Source organism: Paenibacillus glycanilyticus, from assembly GCF_051200795.1.
Lineage (GTDB): Bacteria > Bacillota > Bacilli > Paenibacillales > Paenibacillaceae > Pristimantibacillus > Pristimantibacillus glycanilyticus.
Genome location: NZ_CP195155.1, coordinates 5,554,711 through 5,574,438, shown reverse-complemented (window position 1 = coordinate 5,574,438; position 19,728 = coordinate 5,554,711). Strand labels below are relative to the sequence as shown.

The window sequence follows — 19,728 nt, the reverse complement described above, 5'->3', positions numbered from 1 at the left end:
TTCAATAGTCCATTATGCGCAAACGGTTGCTCATAATTTTATCGTTTCTGTCGAATAGTAAATTTCTTCTAACGGATTATTGACTGTAAAGCGTTTTCATAATAGGATGAGGGTAATGAACTTAAGCTGATAAATGCCTAATTTAAGGGCAATGCCTTCCGGTCTTTACTGCAAAAGCCGGAACAACCCCGCTATCTCTTCTAACCCAAGGGATAGCTTTTTTTATCAGCGGAAAGGAGCTTTTTTGCGTCTTGTTGTGCAATCGTTTGCCTAATTTAAAGGTACTAGGGAGGATTACGCGCATATGATGAAGCATGTGAGGAGCAGAAAACAGACAAGAGTATGGTCGCTGCTGCTGGCGATCATGATGGTTATTCAGGTGGTGGGGCTGATGCCCAAGCAGGTTCAAGCAAGCGCTGTCAGCGGAACCTATGCGGAGGGTAGCACGATTCATTTTGTTCTGCCGAAATCATCGGTCGGCATTACGGCCAAAGGCGATTTCAACGACTGGAGCGATCCGGCCGTAACGCTGACCGATGGGGACGGTGACGGTACGTACACGGCAGAGGTGACGGGCGATGCGCCTAACAAGGCCTATGGCTACAAGTTTCTGGTGAACGGCAACTGGCTGGATAATCCGAACCTGAGCGTGACTTCGGACGAGAACAGCAAGATTCATCTAAGCTATACTCCGCATTTCAAGGTGGCGGGAAGCTTTGACGCGAATGCTTTTGACGATCAGCATGAAATGGTGCTAAGCGAGGGTAATTATACTTTTGCGGCTGAATCGCTAGCGGACGGGACTTATACGTATAAATTTATTTCGGCGGCTGACGGGCTGCCAAGCATTTGGTTCCAGGATCCTACGAATTCGGAAACGTCGAACGGAAACAGCAAGATTCTAGTTGGCGAACCTCCGGCAAACGCACCGGCCCGGGATGTATTCGCGAACCAGCCGGGAGGCAGCGCCAAATGGGTGGTTGCCGGTTCCTTCCAAGGGTGGAATAACGCTTCGGCGGATACGCTCATGAGCCATCTCGTTGGCGAGTTTTACGCTTATTCGACCGTGCTGGACGCGGGCCATTACGAGTTCAAGCTGGTCCGACAAGGTACATGGGACGGTTATTCGGACAACGGCAATAACTTTGCTTTTGACCTGGCGGCTCCATCGAAAGTGAATTTCTATGTCAATGACGAGCTTGGCAAAGTTCGGATCAGCGTGCCGGGAGCAAGCGGCATTCCGCAATACACGCCTGTTCTTGACGCTGCGGAATGGCCGCGGCTTGTTGGAGACATTCAGACGCAGTTCGGCGAGGGCGCATGGGCGCCAGATCAAGCGAAGCAGCTCTTTGTCGATTACAACTTTGACGGCTCGGTCTATAAGCTTCAGCGTACGCTGCCTGCAGGCCGTTATGAGATGAAGGTTGTTCAGGGCGACGATTGGTCGGCGAATAATTACGGATCGGGCAACGACAATTTTATTTTGACGACACTGGATCCGGCCGACATCACGTTCAGCACCGTGCCTGCGGAGCGGACGATCGTGACGAATTACAAGCCGGCGGACAGCCAGTTTGACGGGATGATCAAGCGCGACAAGCTGCTGTTTGATTCCCGGTCGGTTACTTACAAGAAGCCTTTTGGCGCGATAAAAGAAGGCGTAGAGGATGTAACGCTCCGCATCGCGACGGAAGCGGGCGACGCGCAGGTTGTACGGGTAGAGCTGAGCAACCCGGAAGGGCTTGCTTCGGCCTTTGATATGCACAAAGCGACTTCCTTTGACGACAAGGATTATTGGGAAGTGACGATTCCGGGCTCGACGTTCAAGGGCATCGGGGTATGGGGCTACAAATTTATTCTGATCGACGGGACGGCGAAGGTGGAATACGGCGATGACGGTTCGCACGGCGGTACCGGCACAACGGCGGATGAAGGCGTGCTGCCTTACGATCTGACCGTTTACGATAAAGATTTTACGACGCCGGATTGGATGAAAAATGCGGTCGTGTATCAGATTTTCCCCGACCGGTTCTATGACGGCAACAAAGACAATAACCGGGCGAAGACGGAGGATGGCTACCGCGGTCCCGCCGATGGGGATGGCGCAACGGCCGGCGTGACCTCGAAGGGCGGCTATGAGCTGCAATATTTTGACGGCGGAGTGGCCAATGATCCAACGCCGGATCAGGTAGACGGAACCTGGTCGACCGTGCCGGAAAATCCGGACCGGATCTCGCCGGAGCAAAAGCCATACTTCCCGGATGCGAAATCGGACGGCGTATGGACGAACGAGTTCTACGGCGGCGATATTCAAGGGGCTTCGCAGAAGCTTGATTACCTGAAGTCCATTGGCGTAAACGTCATCTACTTCAACCCGGTTGCCTGGGCAGGCTCGAACCATAAGTACGATGCGACCGACTACGAGCATCTGGATCCGATGTTTGGCGAGCCGGTGTACAATACGCCCGGCGATCCAAGCTCAGGGCTGGATTACGAAGCGACGAGGGTAGCTTCCGACCGCATTTTCACCGAATTTGCGAAAAAAGCCCATCAAATGGGGATTATGCTCATTGTTGACGGCGTGTTTAACCATGTCGGCGATGATTCGATTTATTTTGACCGCTATGAGAAATACCCGGAGATCGGAGCTTACGAGTTCTGGGCAAAAGTGTACGACAAAGTAAATGACAATGGCTTGGCGCTTGATGCTGCGAAACAGCAGGTCATTGATTCCTTTACCGCCCAGATCAATCCGGCTACGGGCAAGCATTACGCGTATCCGGACGATTTTGATTTTACAACCTGGTTTACGGTAACCAATGAAAAGGTAGACGGCCATTACAAATACGAAGGCTGGTGGGGTTACGATTCCTTGCCTGTCATTGATGCGCCGACGCCTGCAGCCGGTGATACGGAAGGCCTTCCGGGCAACCATGAATGGAACGTTCAAGGTTACCGAGACCTCGTTATCGGCCATAATCTGACCGGCAAGACGGACGAAGAAGCTTCAGCGATGATGCAGAAGGCGAATTCGCAGCGCTGGGGCTGGATGGGGGCAAACGGCTGGCGGCTCGACGTTGCGCCGGATGTATCCGCGGGCACCTGGCAGAAGTTCCGCGAAGCGGTGAAGTCGACGGAAGGCCGCAAGGACAGCAATGGCGAGACTATTCCGGAGCCGATTATTCTGGGCGAAGAGTGGGGCGTAGCTACGCGGTTCCTGCTTGGGGACCAATTCGATTCGGTGATGAACTACCGTTTCCGCGGCGCGCTGCAAAGCTTTATCCTTGGCGGCAACGCCCAGCAGTTTAACGATGCGCTGGAGTCGATCCGCGAGGATTATCCGGCCGAGGCTTGGGAAGTAATGCTCAATCTGGTCGATTCCCATGATACGATCCGTTCAATAACGAAATACGATAAGCCGGAGTGGGAAGAGGAGCATTTGGCGATCGCGCCCGAGGCTTCGGACAAAGCGCTGAAGATGCAGGCGCTGACGGCCATTTTCCAAATGGGTTATCCGGGTGCGCCAACGATTTATTACGGGGATGAGGTTGGTCTTGCCGGTACGAAAGATCCCGACTCCCGCCGTACGTTCCCTTGGGAGCGCGTATCGGAATCCGGCGGAGAGTATACCGGGGTTGGGAAATATGCTTCTCTGTTCGACACGTATAAAAAGGCAGGCACCGTGCGCGAGAACAATGAAGTGTTCCGTACAGGTGAGCTGAAGACGGCTTATAATACGGGCGATGTCATTGCTTATGCACGGAAAACGGGCAGCCAAGGCGGCCTTGTCGTGGTGAACCGGGGCTCCTCGGATGCGTCCATTCAAGCGGATGTGGCAGGCTTCCTGCCGGAAGGACTGACGCTGAAAGACCAGCTTGGCAGCAATGTAGAAGCATCCGTTGCCGGCGGCAAAGTGACGCTGACGGTAAAAGCGATGAGCGGTCTCATGATGACGTCGACCTCGGAGCTGGTCCAGGTTCCGCAGGTGTTGAATATCCATGCGACCGGCGGCAACGGGCAGGTGGCTTTGACTTGGGATGCGGTAGCCGGCGCTTCCGGCTATAACGTATACCGCGCGGCGATTGAAGGAGGGCAGCTGCAGTTGGCAGGACAGCCGGCAGAAGCAATCTGGACCGATACGAATGTCGTGAACGGCAAAAAATATTACTACACGGTGACGGCCGTGACGAAAGACGGTGAAAGCCCGCTCAGCGAATACGGCTCGGCTACGCCATCGTTCTCGGTCAGCAGCGTGGAAATTACAAAACAGTCGGAGGAAGTAACGCTTGGCGTTGGCCATAAGACGACAGATATTGAAGTAACGATTGATATTCCCGGTCTGACGGACAACGCGGCTTATGCTGGCAAAGAAGCGCCAAACGTCATTGGACGCCTTGCGTTCTATAAAGAGGGCGCAGGCAAAGCGACGGCTGAGGATACCAAGCTTCGCTATAAATCCGATACGGAAGACGGTGGAAAGGTATACTGGGCTGCTTTTGAACCAACGGAAGCGGGCACGTATCATTATTTTGCGAGGGTATCTACGGATAACGGCGAGTCGTATACCGAATCGGCTAAGGCAGCGGTGCTTGTTCAGGCAGACAGCTCGGATACCGAGGCTCCGAAGGCTCCGGTGCTTGCGGAGATTGCGGTGGAATCCAACCGCGCGCTGCTGAACTGGACGGAGGATTCCGAGGAAACCACGGTGGATCATTACGAGATTTTCCGCAAGACGGCGGATTCGGGATTTGTGAAGATTGCAACGGCGGCCAAAACAGCGGTGTCTTATGCGGACTTTACGGTCAGCAACGATACGGCTTATACGTACAAGGTAGCTGCCGTAGACAACGCGTATAACCGGGCTTACTCGGGCGAGCAATCGGTGACGCCAAAGCTTGTTATGGTTGATGTGAAGCTCCGCGTTCATTTGCCTAGCTATACGCCGGTTCAAGACGATATTTACTTGGCGGGCGATCTGAACGGCTGGAATTCGGCAGGCAACAAGCTGTCCGTTCCAAGCGGTGCCACAACCCGCGATGTGGTGGAATACAGCTTCAAAATGATGGCGGGCAAGTCCATTCAATACAAATATACCCGCGGCACCTGGGCAACGGAGGCATTTACCTCGCATGCCCGGCTGGCAAGCGATACCGTGGATGCCGGCAACTATGCGTACTCCTCGACGGATACGAATATGAGGCTGACGATTAAGAACCAGGGCGGCAATACGATGGTTGTCGACGATTACGTCCTGCGCTGGGTGGATATGCCGATGATCTTGACGATGCCGCGTATCTCTTACGGCGAGAATTTCTCGTACAATACCAAGGAAGAGTCGTTTACGCTGCGTGCAAATGTGCCTTATGGCGTGGACTTTACGATCAACGATCAGCCGCTGGCTGACGGTGCAATGGATGCTTACGGCAACGTGTATGCGGAAAATATTCCGCTTGAGCCGGGGGAGAACCGTTTTACGCTTCACATTGAACCAAGCGCCGAGACGCTGGCGCAGGATTGGTACACGGATAAAGGCCGCGCTTCGCAAGCGACCAAAACGATGGAGCTTGTGATTACGAGAGACGGCGGCGATAGCGGAAACGGCAATGGTAACGGCAACGGAAATGGCAGTGGCAGCAGCGGCGGCGGAGTGACGCCGGGCAGCTCTTCGGTGACGGTGACCGAACAGCAGCTGAAGGATGCGGTGAAGCAAGCCGGCGACAGTAAAGTGACCGTTGCGGTTGAGGGTAAAACGGAAGTACTCCTGCCGGTGGGGGCTGCTGAGCTGTTGGGCAGCAAGCCGCTGGAGCTGAAGCAAGGAGATCTGACGCTGCTCATCCCAAGCGCGATGCTGCAAGAGCTGGTGAAGAAAGCGGGAGGCTCTGCGTCGAGTGCTGCTTCGCATATTGTCCTGCAGCTTAAGCCGCTTGATGCAGCGGCGCAGCAGGACTTGCTGAAAAAAGCTGCTGCGTCAGACGGTGCGGAGCTAAGCCAGGCTTCTTCCGTAATTGATTTCCGCCTGGCGCTAGTGGATGGCAATGGCAAGGAAGCGGCGGTATTAAGCAAGTTTGACGAAACGCTGAAGCTTACATTTAAGCTGGATAGCGAAGCAAACAAAAAGCTGACCGGTATTTACTATGTGGCAGACGACGGCAAGCTGGAGTATGTCGGAGGAACGTTAAATGCAGACGGTACAATGACGGCAAATATTCAGCATTTCTCCAAGTATGCGGCATTGGAGTATGCGAAGACCTTTGGAGATGTTCCTGTGACTCATTGGGCATGGGAAATGATCAGAGAACTTGCATCTAAACATGTTATAACTGGCGTAACGGCCGGCCGATTTGAGCCGGAACGCAGCGTGACACGTGCTGAATTTGCTGCTCTGCTTGTTCGGGCAATGAGCCTGCAGGCGACCAAGCCGGCTGGCTTCGCGGATGTAGCAGCCAGCAGCTGGTATGCCGATAGCGTTGCAGCGGCGGCAGAAGCGGGCATAATCAAAGGGCGAACCGCTACAACCTTTGAGCCAAACGCAGTCATTACGCGCGAAGAGATGGCCGTTATGCTCATGCGCGCGTACGAAGCGAAAAGCGGCAAGAAAGTAGAGAGCAGCGTGGAGGGCAATACGGAAGGCAACACCTTCAACGATTCCGCCGCTATCCATGACTGGGCAAAAGCGTCCATTGATGCAGCCGTAAAGCTTGGCTTCATCAACGGCAAGGGCCAAGGCAAATTCGACCCGCAAGGCAACACTACCCGTGCCGAAAGCGCGAAGGTGATTTACAAGCTGCTAGGATTATAGCAGACGGAAAGCTGTCCCATATGGGGCAGCTTTTTCTGCGTCTTCATGGTGGAGCTGGGGCAATAGCAGGCAAAAAGCCTGCTGCTCTAAGTTCAAAATAAGAGGAAAACCCCGACTTGCAGAGGGGATGAGCTGGGATAGCCGTATGCGAGGTTCTACCTCACATACGGATTCTGCCGGATCATCTGCACGAGGTTCATCGCCGAGGCGGGGAGCGGCTCGTTTTTGCGGGTGCAGATGGCGATGGTGTTCTTGAGCTCGATCCCTTCGACATAGACGCGGGCGAGCTCGCCGCGTTCGACGTAATCGCGGACGACGAGGGAGGAGACGAAGTTGGCGCCGTAGCCTGCGATCACGGCAGTGATTGCTTCATGCAATCCGTTGAATTGCAGGGAGATAGTCGGAACGGCGGAATTGTAGGTGCGGCATAAGGACAGCAGGCGTTCGCGTGTCGAACTGCCTTCCTCGCGCATGACAAATGGCTCCTTCATCATCTCGGACAGCGTAACCTGCTGATTGGCATACCGGTGGCCTGGCGCTACAACAAACCATAATTCATCCTGAAACAATTCTTCTGTCTGAATCGTGTCCGGATAATTCTCGGCCATTCCGCCAAATATGGCGATATCGGCTTCGACGTCCAGCAGCTGCTGTAAGGCCCCGCTTGAGTTGGTTGTCGTGATATTCATTTCAACCTGCTCGAACTGCTGCTTGAACTTGGCGATCCAAGCAGGAATAAGGAAGTGGGCAGGCAAATAGGTAGCGGCAAGCCGGATGCTGCCGATGGTGCCGCTGCGGTAGTTCACGGCAAATTGCTCGATCTGATGCTCCACGGCAAACAGTCTTTTAGCCAGCACGGAAAGCTCCTCGCCTGCATCGGTTAACGCGATTCCTCTACCTTGAGGCTTGAAGAGATCGAGCATCAGCTCTTTCTCAAACTTCTTAATCTGGGCCGTAATCGCAGGCTGACTGATGTTCAGCAGCTCGGATGCGCGGGTTACGCTCCCCGCTGCGGCAATCGTATGAAACAATCGCAAGGCATGCAAATTCAAAACGCGGCTCCTCCAATCAATCTATATATGAAATATATAAGTTCAGTAAAAACATATATTATTCTTATCATTATAACTCGCTTACTATGGAATCAGAAAGTCAATTCAAAGCGAGGAGAAGTGATTATGATGAGTACATTGCACACTTGGGAAAAAGTTGATGCCTACCTGACGGAGCAGCTCATTCAGCAGGATTCCATTCTGGAGCAGGTGCTGGCAAACAACAAGCAGGCCGATCTGCCCGCCATCGACGTGGCGCCGAATCAAGGGAAACTGCTCAGCCTTTATGCTCAGATGATTGGCGCGGAACGGATATTGGAGATTGGTACGCTTGGCGGCTACAGCACGATCTGGATGGCAAGGGCACTGCCGGAGCACGGAAAGCTGATCACGCTGGAGCTTGATCCCCATCATGCGGTTGTCGCCGGTCAAAATATCGCATTAGCCGGACTTAGCCAAAAGGTAGAGATAAGGGTCGGTGAAGCGCTGGAGCAATTAGCAAAGCTGGAGGAGGAAGGGGCGGTGCCTTTTGACCTCATTTTCATTGATGCCGACAAACCGAATAACCCCCATTATCTGCAATGGGCGCTGCGCTTCTCCCGTCCCGGCACGGTTATCGTTGGCGACAATGTCGTTCGCGAGGGAGAGGTGACAAACAGACACAGCACGGATCCCCGCGTTCAAGGCGTACGCAAATTCATGGAACTTCTGGCTGAGGATCCGCGAATGACGGCAACGGCTATCCAGACGGTTGGAGCCAAAGGCTATGACGGCTTTGCGTTGGGCATCGTCAAGAGCTAATTAATCTTCCCCGATTTGGATGTGCCCTTCTCTTTCCGGTACAATGGAAGAAACGAAACCGAAGGAGTGGATGCAAGAATGGATCACTTCCGTGCTTTAGTAGCGGATAACAATGGGGAAGAAGCGCCAAAGCTAACGATTAAAAATATGACTACCGCCGATCTGCCCGAAGGAGAAGTAACCGTTCGAGTCGCCTACTCCAGCGTGAACTATAAAGACGGGATGGTTGGAATTTGGGGGCGAATGATAAAAAGCTATCCGCATATCCCGGGCATCGACCTTTCCGGCACCGTAACCGAATCTACGGATTCGCGTTATAAGCCGGGGGATGAAGTCATCGTAACAAGCTATGGTCTTGGCGTAACGCATTATGGGGGATACAGCGAGCTGGCACGGGTTCCCGCAAGCTGGGTTGTTCCTTTGCCAACCGGGCTTACGCAACGCGAGGCCATGATCCTGGGAACGGCGGGCTTTACGGCGGCGTTATCCGTTCAGCGGCTAGAGGATAACGGACTAACACCGGAGAAAGGTCCGGTCGTTGTCGCAGGTGCAAGCGGCGGGGTAGGCAGCGTTGCCGTCAACATACTTGCCAAACGGGGTTACGAGGTAACGGCCAGCACGGGAAGACTCAGCGAAGAGGCTTACTTGAAGGAGCTTGGCGCCAAGCATGTCATTCACAGGGATGAACTGACGGAAATGGAACAGAGGCCGATCCGGCGACCGCTCTGGGCGGCTGCGGTGGATCCGGTTGGGGGGAAAACACTTTCCTACCTGCTGAGCACGCTCCAATACGGAGGATCCGTTGCCACAAGCGGATTAACCGGCGGCGTTGAAGTTGAGACCTCGGTTTATCCTTTTATTCTTAGAGGGGTGAACTGGCTTGGCATCGATTCGGTGGAATGTCCGATGGAGCTTCGCAGCCGGGTTTGGGAGCGCCTCGCCTCAGACCTGAAGCCTACGATGCTAAGCAACACGATCGTAAACGAAATCCAGCTGGAGCAGCTGCCGGAGGAGCTTGCCCTTATTTTGCAAGGTCAAGTGCGCGGCCGGACAATCGTAAAGCTTGGATAAAAAGAAAACCCGCTTGCTTGCCGTATCGATTATAACGGCAGGCCAAGCGGGTTTCTTTTTGGGAAGACAATGATCATTTCCAGTTCTGCTCAATAAATTCGTCGCGTCCGGACTGGGCGCGGTCTTCTTTGTAATGCTTCGGATTCTTCTTGTGATAATCCTGATGATAATCCTCCGCCGGGTAGAGCGTCTCCGCCTCCCGAATCTCCGTCACAATCGGCTTGTCGAAGCGACCGGATAACGCCAGCGCCTGCTTGGAAGCAAGGGCGAGCTCCTTCTGCTCCTCGTTATAATAGAAGATTGCGGTGCGGTACTGGCTCCCGCGATCCTGGAACTGTCCTTCGTCATCGGTGGGGTCAATCTGCGGCCAGAACAGCTCAAGCAGGCGTTCATAAGGGAATACCGCCGGATCGAACGTAATCTGGACGACCTCGAGATGACCGGTTGTCCCTTTTTTAACCTCTTCGTAAGTCGGATTAGCCACATGGCCTCCCATATAACCGGATACGATTCCGTGAATGCCTGGAAGCTCCTCAAAAGGCGTAACCATACACCAGAAGCATCCTCCGGCAAAAGTTGCATGCGTAAGCGACATTTTACATAACCCTTTCTTTACTTGCGTTGACTTGCCATTGTTTATTGTCTAAAAGTAACTTGTCCGGCGCAAGAAGTCAATTTCGCCGCTTTCGCACGCCAATAAGCCCCATAACCCTCCGCATACAGCCGGAAAGCAATGAGGCTTAAGATTTAAGCAATAGCTCCATCTCTAATATATAGGATTCGATCCGCGTACGAAGCTACCGCCTGATCATGGGTGATCAGGATAATCGTACGGCCTTCCGCATGCAGCTTGGTTAAAAGCGCCATGATTTCTTTTCCCGTATGCGAATCGAGCGCGCCCGTAGGTTCATCCGCGAGCAGTATCGAAGGATTTGTTGCAAGCGCTCTCGCAATTGCGACCCTTTGCTGCTGCCCCCCTGACAATTCCGCCGGGCGGTGGTGCAGATGTCCGCTCAGCCCAACCGATTCGAGCGTATCCAGCACCGCTTTTTTTCTCTGATGCCCGGGAATTCCCCGGTAGATTAACGGCAGCTCTACATTGTCGTAGGCTGACAAGGTTGGTATCAGATTATAGCTTTGAAAAATAAACCCGATCCTCCTGTTGCGCACATCCGCCAGTTGATTATCGTTCATTGCCGATACCCGTCTGCCCTCCAGTACATAAGTGCCGCTGTCGGCAGTGTCCAGGCAGCCCATGATATTCATGAGCGTAGATTTACCGGAGCCGGACGGCCCTTGAATGGCAACAAATTCGCCTTCCTGCACTTCCAGCGAAATATGCTGCAAGGCCGTGTAACGCTGCCCGCCCATGCGGTAATGCTTCGTAATCTGCTCCATTTGAACGATGGACATCCTGTTGAACCCTCCTTGTAAGCATTGGCTTAAGAAATCGCAAGCAATTCTTGTTTTCGTAAGCATCGACCTACTATAGAAGTTATTCAAAAAGCTTGTTCAAAATATCAGAGCAAATAAGTTTTTCCTTGTTGCGCTTAAGTTCTGCGGGCATTCAATTTGCGCAAATGGAGAATGCGTTTGTACATTTTTAGCGTCGGGAGCTTCTTGAAGGGAATAGCCTCAGGGGTTGTATTCACTTCGAGAATCCAAGGATGCAGCTGCTGGTCCAGCGCAATGTCGAAGCCTAGCTCGGTCAAGAAGGGATACTGGGCTTTAAGTTGATGTGCGCATTCGATGCACATGCTATTCAACTGAGAAGCCATCTTTCGAACTAGCTCGGTCCCTCCATGCGATGCGATTACGGATCTAAAGGGGTAAACATCGGCGCCTTGCGCCCCGTTGGTTACGGCCATGCCTTGCTGGGCAACCCGGGCAAGCATGCCGGTAATCTGCCAGCGCCCGTACTCGTTTAATTGCACTTCGACCCGAAGGTCGTAAATCCGGTTTTTGAATCTGGACAAATGAATGCCGCGTTGAATAATGTACTTGGTGCCTTGGATTTTGTGCGTCAAGGAAGCGACAAGCTGCGCCCAGGTCAGATTGCTTCTCTTTTTTGCACCGAGCTGATAAGAATAGGTACCGTTCTTGTGTTCCACTCGCATAACCCCATCGCCGTGGGAGCCGGCATTTGGTTTGACATAAACCATTTGGTAGAGCCGCAGCATGCTCTTCAAAGATCTTTCGCTAAATAGGAGAGTATGCGGAACATGACTACGCGTTGAAGCTTTTCGGTTCAGAACAATGGTTTTGGCCCATTTGTTATATACGCCTCTTCTTTTTCTCATAGGGACACAATCTTCCTCCGTCTTCCTGACATGGTAGTCTTACAGAGTTAAGATATGCTTGCCTTTTCTGCTTCGAGTGGGCCTTATGCGGGGCGATTCTCTTTTGGGGCGCATAGGATGGTAGAATGATCGACTGAAATGGAGGATGCTTCATGCCTATTTCTATGAATTTACCTTCTCTACGCGCCAAATGGGAGGAAGTGAGACTGCTGTATCCTTGGTATAAAGAGATGACCGGGGATAATAAAAGCTTCAATTGGGAGGATGTTCCTCTTCTCACGCAGGACAGATTGCTGCCCTATTACGAGAGCGACGAGAAGGCTGTTCCGCTAGACTGGAATGTCTACCGGACTTCGGGTACAAGCGGCAATAAAAGAAAAGCTATCTATTATGATGCCAGCGACGAGGATGCTTATATTCAGTATAAAAAAGAAATGTTTGCGGAGCTCCTCAAAAACTATGAAGTTTCCCGGGCATTAAGCGATATGGGGACGGGGCATGCGGAAGCTACGGCGGTGCAAATATTCGAAGAGCTAGGTCTTGCATGCGAATCGGTTCCATTTGGCCTGCCTGCAGCCGCCCATTTGATCCGTATTGCGGAGTATCAACCGGATGTGCTGTATACGATGCCTTCCCTGCTTGACGGGATGCTTCGCGTTGCGCCTCCGGATTTTAACTGGGGCGTGCAATGCGTCATTCTGGTTGGGGAGCCGGCACCGCCCGCGTGGCGTCAGCGGGTTGCGGAACGTCTTGGCATTACCGAACGGGACGTAATGGATACGCTGGGCAGCATCGAGATTGGAACAATTGCTTATTATGACCGGTCAATCGAACGGTATGTGGTGATGGACGGCATTATAGCCGAAGGCGTGGAACCTGCAGAGGCAGGTCTGCCCGACGTCGAGCTTCCTGCCGGAGAGCAGCTCCTGGTGTTAACCTCGCTTGTGCGTCGGCGATTCCCGGCGCTTCGTTTCGTCACTTACGATGTTGTCCGCGATTTAAGGGTCGAAGAGCGGGACGGCAAGCGGATGACCACCTTTGATGCTATTGTGAAGCGGGTCGGACCGGAGCTCAAGCATGGGGAAAAAATCAGCATTTACGATATCGAAAATGCGATCTTCAAGCATGTCCGGCAGGCCGTAGTGAAGGTGCTTGTGAACGGCAATAAGCTTCAGGTCAACATTACGACAGCCGATGATTTAAATGAAGACGTGCGGACTGAGATTCGCGATGAGCTGCATAGCACGATCCCCGCGATCGGCGCGATGATCCGGGGCGGTCTGCTGGAACAAATGGATGTTTTGTTTCTTGGCAAAGATACGGACTCCGCTACGCCGGAGGGAACGGGGAAAAAGCCGATTAAGCAGAAAAAGCTGTTTGTGCAGCAGAGCAGCGAAGGAAGGGATCATGGATGAGCGTTTACGATAATATTGCGTCCATGATTGGCAATACCCCCATGGTGAAGCTTGGAAGACTGTTTGGTCATGCCGATTTTGAGGTATACGCGAAGCTGGAGATGCATAATCCCGGAGGAAGCGTAAAGGACCGTCCGGCAAAGGCTATGCTGGAGGCCGCGTTATTGGATGGCCGGATTAAACCGGGCTCCGTTATCGTGGAGTCCAGCTCGGGCAATCTGGCGGTAGGGCTTGCGCAGCTGTGCAACACGATGGGCTTTAAGTTTATATGCGTGGTAGATCCCAAAACAACGGATGCGAATCTTCGCGTGCTCCGGGCTTACGGCGCAAGAATTGATCTGGTCGAGAAGCCTGATCCGGAGACGGGAGAATTCGTGCCCGCACGGCTTGCCCGCGTTCGCAGATGGCTGAAGCGGCTGCCGGATGCTTTTTGGCCGAATCAATACGGCAACAAAAACAATGCCTTGTCCCATCAGCGGACGACGATGGCGGAGATGGCCGCCGATCTTCCCAAGCTGGATTATTTGTTCTGCGGCGTTAGCACCTGCGGAACGATTCGGGGCTGCGTGGACTACATCCGGGAAAACGGGCTGCAGACGAAGGTCATTGCGGTAGATGCGGAAGGCAGCATTATTTTTGGCGGGGAAAAGGGGAAGGTTACGCGTCTGCTGCCCGGACTTGGGGCAGGCATTAAGCCGGGGCTTTGTCCGGACGAGGGGATTCATGAGGTTGTACGCGTAAACGACCGAGATTGCATTGCCGGCTGCCGAAAGCTGGTTCGCATGGAATCCATTCTGGCCGGAGGCTCCTCTGGGGGAGTGATAGCGGCTGTAGAAAAATATAGTCCGTTCATCGAGCCCGGCTCAACCTGCGCGGTACTGCTGCCGGACCGGGGAGAACGCTATTTGAATACCGTTTATGACGATACGTGGATAACACGGATATTCGGCGAAGCTTTTACGTCCGGACTGCATAAGTAAGGAGGAAGCATTTCATGATTTATTTGAATGAACGAGATCTTGAGAGGATCGGCATTGACTGGCTGGCATTGGCCGAGCTTATTGGAGATGCGGCGGCTGCTTACGCCGCCGGCGAGTGCGCGCAGCCGATAAAGCCTTATCTGAAATACGGGGATGAGCGTAACCGGATCATTGCGATGCCTGCTTTTGTCAGCCGCCCGGTGCGTGCTGCCGGTCTCAAGTGGATTGCCAGCTTTCCGGGCAATATTGAGAATGGACTGCCGAGAGCAAACAGCGTTACGATTCTGAATGACCCGGATACCGGCGTTCCCGTTGCGATGGTGCAGGGCAGCCTCATTAGCGCTATCCGGACAGCGGCGGTGAGCGGCGCGATGCTGCGTAAGCTGGTTGCGGAGAAAGAGGTGCCGCTACAGGTGGCGTTGATCGGCATGGGGCCAATCGGGCGGATGCACGTGCATATGCTAAACGGCCTGCTTGGTGACCGGATCAGTCGAATTTCCGTTTTTGACCGTAGGGACATTGAGATTAATGAGTGGTTGAAGGGAGTGCCGGCCGTTATTCCGGTTGAGAAAGCAGCATCCTGGCAGGAGGCTTACCGGGGAGCGGACGTCGTGTTTACTTGCACGGCTGCGCCGGAGCGCTATATCGATGAGCCTGCCAAGCCGGATGCAATTCTGATGCATGTTTCGCTGCGCGATTATCGATTGGAGGCATTATCTAACGTGGGCACTATTATCGTCGACAGCTGGGAGGAGATTTGCCGGGCGGATACGGATACGGAGCGTCTGCATTTACATGCCGGCCTGCAGGCAGAAGATACGTTAACGCTGGCCGATGCATTGATGCTTCCTTTGGAGCAAATCATTCGACCTGCGGGACCAACGTTATTTACGCCAATGGGGCTTGCGATCTTTGATGTCGCCGTTGCGGCGCATTATGCCGAGGCTGCGGAGCGGCTTGGCGTGGGTCTGAGATTGGAATAGAAAGAAAAGGGCTGTTCCGAAAGGAACAGCCCTTTTTTCCGGAGCAGCGGCGTTTTAACGAAACGTCATATTCTTATTTGCGCTATAGAAGAGGATTCTGAGCTCTAATGAAACGTAGTATCGTTATTTAGATAGTTTGGGCTGATTTGGCAGGGGTTTTTCTTAAATAACGTTTCGATGTTTCGTTAGAATTTTGAAAGGCCTCTAATGAGCGGAATAAGAATATGAGGTTTCGTTAGAAATGGGGGTTAAAATACAGCAGCCCCGGAAAACGCTCCGGGGCTGCTGTATTTTATTATTTTACCGATCGCAGGTAGAAACGGCTCGAGTTCTCCCAAATGCCGCCCGGCTCCAGGCTGACGAGACCAATCTCATCGGCCGGCAGGTCAACGTTTGGCGCATTAACCAGGTTAAGCTGCGGCTCAGGGCAGAAGAAACCTTTAGTCGCGTTGTTATTCCATACCATCCATTGCTTGAAGGCTGTACCCGCGTCATACACGAGAGCAACCTGCTCGCGCGCATCCGTCAGCACCATTTGGTTGCGGCCGTTGCGTGGTTCTGCCGTGTAGTGGTTGTCCATCGCTTCCCAATAAGTAGGGACGCCGGTTGTTTGAATAGCCTGTTCGCCCTCGGAGAGCGGGAGGAACTGGCCGGTAGGCAGCATACGCTCGCTCATTTCCCAACGCTTGCCGATCGTCAACGTGAAGGAGCAGTCCTCCGGCGTGCTGTTTGGCGCGAATGGCGCGTTAACCGCAGTATGGAAGGCAACCATGCAAGGCATGGCGTCTTGTCCTTCATTATGTACGGAAATATGCTGAAGAAGTCCGGTATCGTTCAAGGCGTAACGCAGACGAAGGGTAAACGCGTGCGGCAGGAATTCGAAGATCGGATGCTTCTCGTCTACCGACAGCTTCAGGGATACGTAGCTTTCCGTTTTGTTTACGCCGTAGTCCTCAACCGCCCAGACCGCCGTATGGGCAAAGCCGTGCAGATGGTTGCCTGTCTTAGGCTCGTTAATCGGGAACGTATACGTTTTGCCGCCCAACTCAAAGGTACCGTCTTCATAACGGTTCGGCGGGAACAATACCGGAATCCCGTGAACGCCGGGGTTTGCTTTAAACGCTTCCATTTCTTGCTCGGCTGGCTCGCGGAGAATATGATAGCCTTTGCTTGTGTCGCGGAATGCGATCAGATTCGCGCCAACGCCAGGAAGCACGGCCGCTTCGTAAGAGCCCCATTGCAGCCATACCGCAGGCTCGCCTTTATATTGTTCCTCGAATGCTTTTCCTTGCGTGCTCATTGATAATGCCTCCTTATAATCAACCTTCCCTTAGAATAACAGGATGAACTTGAACAGACAACCGCCGCATTCCAGGGCTGGAATGCGGCGGTTGTCCGTACAGGCAGAGCTTATGGTGTTATGCGCAGCTCGTTGTTAATCGTGCGTTGAGTGAAAAGCTGCTGCAGCACGTATTGTTTGCGCCTAGGTACCGGTACTTGCTTCGTCTCGTGATATTCCGAGCCAAAGTATACGACGCCGCCGGCAATGGACTTGATCTTGCCGATATTAATGTAGCAATTCGTATTCACCGGATAGAAGCTGCTATTTGCGGTGAGCTGCTGGATCTGTTCGGCAGTCATTCTCTTCTTTATGTTGTAGTTTCTGCCGTGGAAGCTGACTAGACCAAGAGTACCAAGCTTGAAGTAAAGCACATCCGATTCCAGTTCGAAATCCTCGTAGATATTTCGGCCGCTCAGCGTAGTATTCATCATTCCGATTCCCCCTTAGAAATGTGAACTACTGATTTGATAGCGCTTACATTATATCACGCCTATTCATGGTTGAAAAGACATTTTTTTATAGGCATCAGAATGTTTGTTTAAAAGCATTGTGAAGACGGATGGCTTATGCTATGTTCACTTTACTGTACTCTACCTAAAGAAAGGTTGTTGAGCAAATGAGCAAGAACCAGACTTTTGCTGGCATTTTATACGTTGGCTCTTATGGAGCCGCAACAGAACCGACGATTCGCGTATGTTCATTTGACGGCGCCGCGGGCAAAATTTCGGTCAAGCAGGAAGTGACTAAAGTTCAAAACGCATCCTATCTGGCCGTTGATTCGGCTGGCCGTCACTTGTATGCGGTAAGCGAAACGGGGCAGACCGGCGATGAAGCGGGAGGCTCGGTTGTATCCTTTGCGATTGAAGAAGAAAGCGGAGCGCTAACGGAGCTGAACCGCCAGCTGACGCATGGCGCGGATCCTTGTTACATAACGGTCGATTCCGCGAATAACGCTGTATTGGTTGCGAACTATACCGGAGGTAACGCAGCGCTTCTTCCTATTCATGAAGACGGCACGCTTGCGCCGGCATCTTCCATAGTTCGGGAAGAGGCACCGCTTGGCTCGAACGCCGCGCGTCAGGAAGCACCTCATGCGCATGCCATTGTTGTAAACGGTAATTATGTTTATCTGAATGATCTTGGCACGGACCTGATCCATACCTTCCTGATTGAAGAAGGCAACAAGCTTGTGAAGCAAAGCTCCTGTAAGCTTCATTCGGGCGCCGGTCCGCGCCATATTGTATTTCATCAGAGCTTGTCCACGGCTTATGTGATGAATGAATTGGATTCGACGGTTATCTTGCTGAATGTATCGGCGAACGGGGAGCTAACGCCTGTTCAGACCGTATCCGCTCTGCCGGAGGGCTTCTCGGGCTACAATGATGCTGCGGATATTCATCTGTCGCCATGCGGCCGTTACCTGTACAGCTCGAACCGCGGTCATAACAGTATCGCTGTATTTTCGGTTGATCAAGCAGACGGAAGCTTAACGCTTCTGCAAAACGCTTCTTGCGAAGGCGATGCTCCGCGGAACTTCCTTGTTCTGCCGGATGGCAGCCAGCTGCTAGTCGCGAATCAGAAAACAGGCAATATCGTTTTGTTCTCCGTTAACGAAGAGACGGGTCATATCCACTCGGAAGGTACGATACTTGAAGTACCAAGTCCGGTATGCATTCGTTTGGGTGCTGCCCGGTAAGCTTGGCATATAGAAAGAAGGAATCGGCATGTCCGGCAATTCGGCGAAAATTTCTCCGGCAGTCAAGCTGGGGACGGTATACTCTATTCTTTTTGCTATCAGCTCTGTCCATCTGCTTAACGATGCCATGCAATCGGTCGTATCGGCTTTATTCCCGATATTCGAGGATTCGCTTGGTTTAAAATTCGGCCAGATCGGCTGGATCGCTTTTACCCTTAATATGACGTCGTCGGTCCTGCAGCCTGCGGTAGGTTTATTATCGGACAAAAAGCCCGCGCCATGGATGCTCCCGGTGGGTATGGGATGCAGTCTGGTCGGGATGGTAGGCCTGGCTTACGCGCCAAGCTTCTGGATGCTGCTGCTTGCCGTCGTATTCGTAGGTTTTGGCTCGGCTGTCTTCCATCCGGAAGGCTCGCGCGTCGTATTTTTTGCCGCGGGCGAACGGCGCGGCCTTGCGCAATCGATCTATCAGGTCGGTGGCAACTTCGGCCAGGCGCTTGCTCCGCTGATGACGATTTATATTTTCGTCCCGCTTGGCCAACGCGGTGCCGTGCTTGGGACTTTCCTTGCGATAGCCGCTATTCTTGTGCTTCTCCGGGTTGTCCCTTGGTATGGAGCACAGCTGGCCGAGAAGGGTGCGCCGGTTAAGAAAAAGGCAGCCGGCAGCGCTCCGGCAGTATCGCCATACAACAAAAAAGTTATCGCGTTTGCCTTAACTTTGCTGCTTATTCTTGTTTTTGCACGCTCGTGGTATGCGGCGGGAATTGGAAGCTTTTATAATTTCTACATGCAGGACAAATACGGGTTATCTATCAAAGCAGCTCAAGTGCCGCTCTTTATCTTTATGGCGGCAGGCGTGCTGGGAACGTTCTTCGGCGGGATTCTGTCGGACCGGTTCGGCCGAAAGCGCATGATGCTGTTCTCGATAGCCGGCTCCGCGCCATTCGCTCTGCTGCTGCCGCATGTCTCGCTTGGCTGGGTGTATCCGGTTATTTTCGTGCTCGGTTTTATCCTGCAGTCCGGCTTTTCGGTCAGCGTTGTTTACGCGCAGGAACTTCTGCCCGGCAAGGTAGGCATGGCATCCGGCTTGATTACGGGGCTTGCCTTTGGCATGGGCGGGCTTGGCTCGATTGTGCTTGGCACGGCAGCCGACCATTATGGCATTTTGGATACGATGGTGGCCTGCAGCTTCTTGCCTTTGATCGGATTGTTATCGGTTCTGCTTCCGAAGGACCGTAGAGAATAAGATGACAATAAATTGGCTTCAACTCAAAAATTCGGGTATTGCT

At 53.0% G+C, this 19,728-nt stretch carries 14 protein-coding genes; 8 read left to right on the top strand and 6 right to left on the bottom strand.

Features of this window, described 5'->3' with window-relative positions; all coding sequences use genetic code 11:
- The first annotated feature begins 304 nt into the window (after nt 1–304).
- Nucleotides 305–6,799: an alpha-amylase family glycosyl hydrolase gene (locus tag ACR9FF_RS25080; RefSeq protein ID WP_435165974.1), complete on the top strand. Its 6,495-nt coding sequence runs from the start codon at nt 305–307 to the stop codon at nt 6,797–6,799.
- Nucleotides 6,800–6,954: 155 nt separating this feature from the next.
- Here the strand turns inward: ACR9FF_RS25080 and ACR9FF_RS25075 are convergent, their stop codons facing one another.
- Entirely contained in the window at nt 6,955–7,851 is an 897-nt protein-coding gene (locus ACR9FF_RS25075; RefSeq protein ID WP_435165971.1) for a LysR substrate-binding domain-containing protein, read from the bottom strand.
- 129 nt (nt 7,852–7,980) lie between these two features.
- On the opposite strand from ACR9FF_RS25075, the gene ACR9FF_RS25070 reads away from it, so the two are divergent.
- Complete coding sequence (locus tag ACR9FF_RS25070) at nt 7,981–8,652, top strand: O-methyltransferase (protein ID WP_435172209.1); 672 nt, start codon at nt 7,981–7,983, stop codon at nt 8,650–8,652.
- 78 nt (nt 8,653–8,730) lie between these two features.
- Nucleotides 8,731–9,723, top strand: coding sequence for an NADPH:quinone oxidoreductase family protein (locus ACR9FF_RS25065; RefSeq protein ID WP_435165968.1), 993 nt, complete (start codon nt 8,731–8,733; stop codon nt 9,721–9,723).
- Nucleotides 9,724–9,796: 73 nt separating this feature from the next.
- Here the strand turns inward: ACR9FF_RS25065 and msrA are convergent, their stop codons facing one another.
- The 3 genes from msrA to ACR9FF_RS25050 form a co-directional block, all read right to left on the bottom strand.
- Nucleotides 9,797–10,318 carry a peptide-methionine (S)-S-oxide reductase MsrA gene (msrA, locus tag ACR9FF_RS25060; protein ID WP_435165965.1) on the bottom strand — a complete coding sequence of 174 codons (522 nt, stop codon included), beginning with the start codon at nt 10,316–10,318 and terminating at the stop codon, nt 9,797–9,799.
- Nucleotides 10,319–10,470: 152 nt separating this feature from the next.
- A complete protein-coding gene (locus ACR9FF_RS25055) occupies nt 10,471–11,136 on the bottom strand; it encodes an ABC transporter ATP-binding protein (protein ID WP_317979988.1) in 666 nt (221 codons plus the stop codon).
- 137 nt (nt 11,137–11,273) lie between these two features.
- Nucleotides 11,274–12,023, bottom strand: a complete 750-nt coding sequence (locus ACR9FF_RS25050; protein WP_317979989.1) for a YheC/YheD family protein — start codon at nt 12,021–12,023, stop codon at nt 11,274–11,276.
- 152 nt (nt 12,024–12,175) lie between these two features.
- Here ACR9FF_RS25050 and ACR9FF_RS25045 point away from each other — a divergent pair, with 152 nt between their 5' ends.
- Genes ACR9FF_RS25045 through sbnB form a run of 3 tightly spaced genes read left to right on the top strand, consistent with a single transcriptional unit; the run spans nt 12,176 to nt 15,401 of the window.
- Entirely contained in the window at nt 12,176–13,438 is a 1,263-nt protein-coding gene (locus ACR9FF_RS25045; RefSeq protein WP_435165961.1) for an AMP-binding protein, read from the top strand.
- Entirely contained in the window at nt 13,435–14,418 is a 984-nt protein-coding gene (sbnA, locus tag ACR9FF_RS25040) for a 2,3-diaminopropionate biosynthesis protein SbnA (protein WP_435165958.1), read from the top strand. The genes ACR9FF_RS25045 and sbnA overlap by 4 nt, the downstream gene beginning before the upstream one ends.
- A 14-nt stretch (nt 14,419–14,432) precedes the next feature.
- Complete coding sequence (sbnB, locus tag ACR9FF_RS25035) at nt 14,433–15,401, top strand: 2,3-diaminopropionate biosynthesis protein SbnB (RefSeq protein WP_435165955.1); 969 nt, start codon at nt 14,433–14,435, stop codon at nt 15,399–15,401.
- A gap of 295 nt (nt 15,402–15,696) precedes the next feature.
- Here sbnB and ACR9FF_RS25030 read toward each other — a convergent pair whose 3' ends face one another.
- Nucleotides 15,697–16,701 carry an aldose 1-epimerase gene (locus ACR9FF_RS25030; protein WP_127491871.1) on the bottom strand — a complete coding sequence of 335 codons (1,005 nt, stop codon included), beginning with the start codon at nt 16,699–16,701 and terminating at the stop codon, nt 15,697–15,699.
- A gap of 110 nt (nt 16,702–16,811) precedes the next feature.
- Nucleotides 16,812–17,174, bottom strand: a complete 363-nt coding sequence (locus tag ACR9FF_RS25025) for a LytTR family transcriptional regulator DNA-binding domain-containing protein (RefSeq protein ID WP_127491869.1) — start codon at nt 17,172–17,174, stop codon at nt 16,812–16,814.
- A 185-nt stretch (nt 17,175–17,359) separates the two neighbouring features.
- On the opposite strand from ACR9FF_RS25025, the gene ACR9FF_RS25020 reads away from it, so the two are divergent.
- Together ACR9FF_RS25020 and ACR9FF_RS25015 are read left to right on the top strand one after the other, a co-directional pair.
- Entirely contained in the window at nt 17,360–18,439 is a 1,080-nt protein-coding gene (locus ACR9FF_RS25020; RefSeq protein ID WP_435165951.1) for a lactonase family protein, read from the top strand.
- A 28-nt stretch (nt 18,440–18,467) separates the two neighbouring features.
- Nucleotides 18,468–19,685 carry an MFS transporter gene (locus tag ACR9FF_RS25015; RefSeq protein ID WP_127491865.1) on the top strand — a complete coding sequence of 406 codons (1,218 nt, stop codon included), beginning with the start codon at nt 18,468–18,470 and terminating at the stop codon, nt 19,683–19,685.
- Nucleotides 19,686–19,728: the final 43 nt, after the last annotated feature.

Excerpts from the sequence above, each read along its gene's own strand:
- ACR9FF_RS25080 (WP_435165974.1), top strand. The coding sequence starts at position 305 with ATGATGAAGCATGTGAGGAGCAGAAAACAGACAAGAGTATGGTCGCTG.
- ACR9FF_RS25070 (WP_435172209.1), top strand. The coding sequence starts at position 7,981 with ATGAGTACATTGCACACTTGGGAAAAAGTTGATGCCTACCTGACGGAG.
- ACR9FF_RS25065 (WP_435165968.1), top strand. The coding sequence starts at position 8,731 with ATGGATCACTTCCGTGCTTTAGTAGCGGATAACAATGGGGAAGAAGCG.
- msrA (WP_435165965.1), bottom strand. The coding sequence starts at position 10,318 with ATGTCGCTTACGCATGCAACTTTTGCCGGAGGATGCTTCTGGTGTATG.
- ACR9FF_RS25055 (WP_317979988.1), bottom strand. The coding sequence starts at position 11,136 with ATGTCCATCGTTCAAATGGAGCAGATTACGAAGCATTACCGCATGGGC.
- ACR9FF_RS25050 (WP_317979989.1), bottom strand. The coding sequence starts at position 12,023 with ATGAGAAAAAGAAGAGGCGTATATAACAAATGGGCCAAAACCATTGTT.
- ACR9FF_RS25045 (WP_435165961.1), top strand. The coding sequence starts at position 12,176 with ATGCCTATTTCTATGAATTTACCTTCTCTACGCGCCAAATGGGAGGAA.
- sbnA (WP_435165958.1), top strand. The coding sequence starts at position 13,435 with ATGAGCGTTTACGATAATATTGCGTCCATGATTGGCAATACCCCCATG.
- sbnB (WP_435165955.1), top strand. The coding sequence starts at position 14,433 with ATGATTTATTTGAATGAACGAGATCTTGAGAGGATCGGCATTGACTGG.
- ACR9FF_RS25030 (WP_127491871.1), bottom strand. The coding sequence starts at position 16,701 with ATGAGCACGCAAGGAAAAGCATTCGAGGAACAATATAAAGGCGAGCCT.
- ACR9FF_RS25025 (WP_127491869.1), bottom strand. The coding sequence starts at position 17,174 with ATGATGAATACTACGCTGAGCGGCCGAAATATCTACGAGGATTTCGAA.
- ACR9FF_RS25020 (WP_435165951.1), top strand. The coding sequence starts at position 17,360 with ATGAGCAAGAACCAGACTTTTGCTGGCATTTTATACGTTGGCTCTTAT.
- ACR9FF_RS25015 (WP_127491865.1), top strand. The coding sequence starts at position 18,468 with ATGTCCGGCAATTCGGCGAAAATTTCTCCGGCAGTCAAGCTGGGGACG.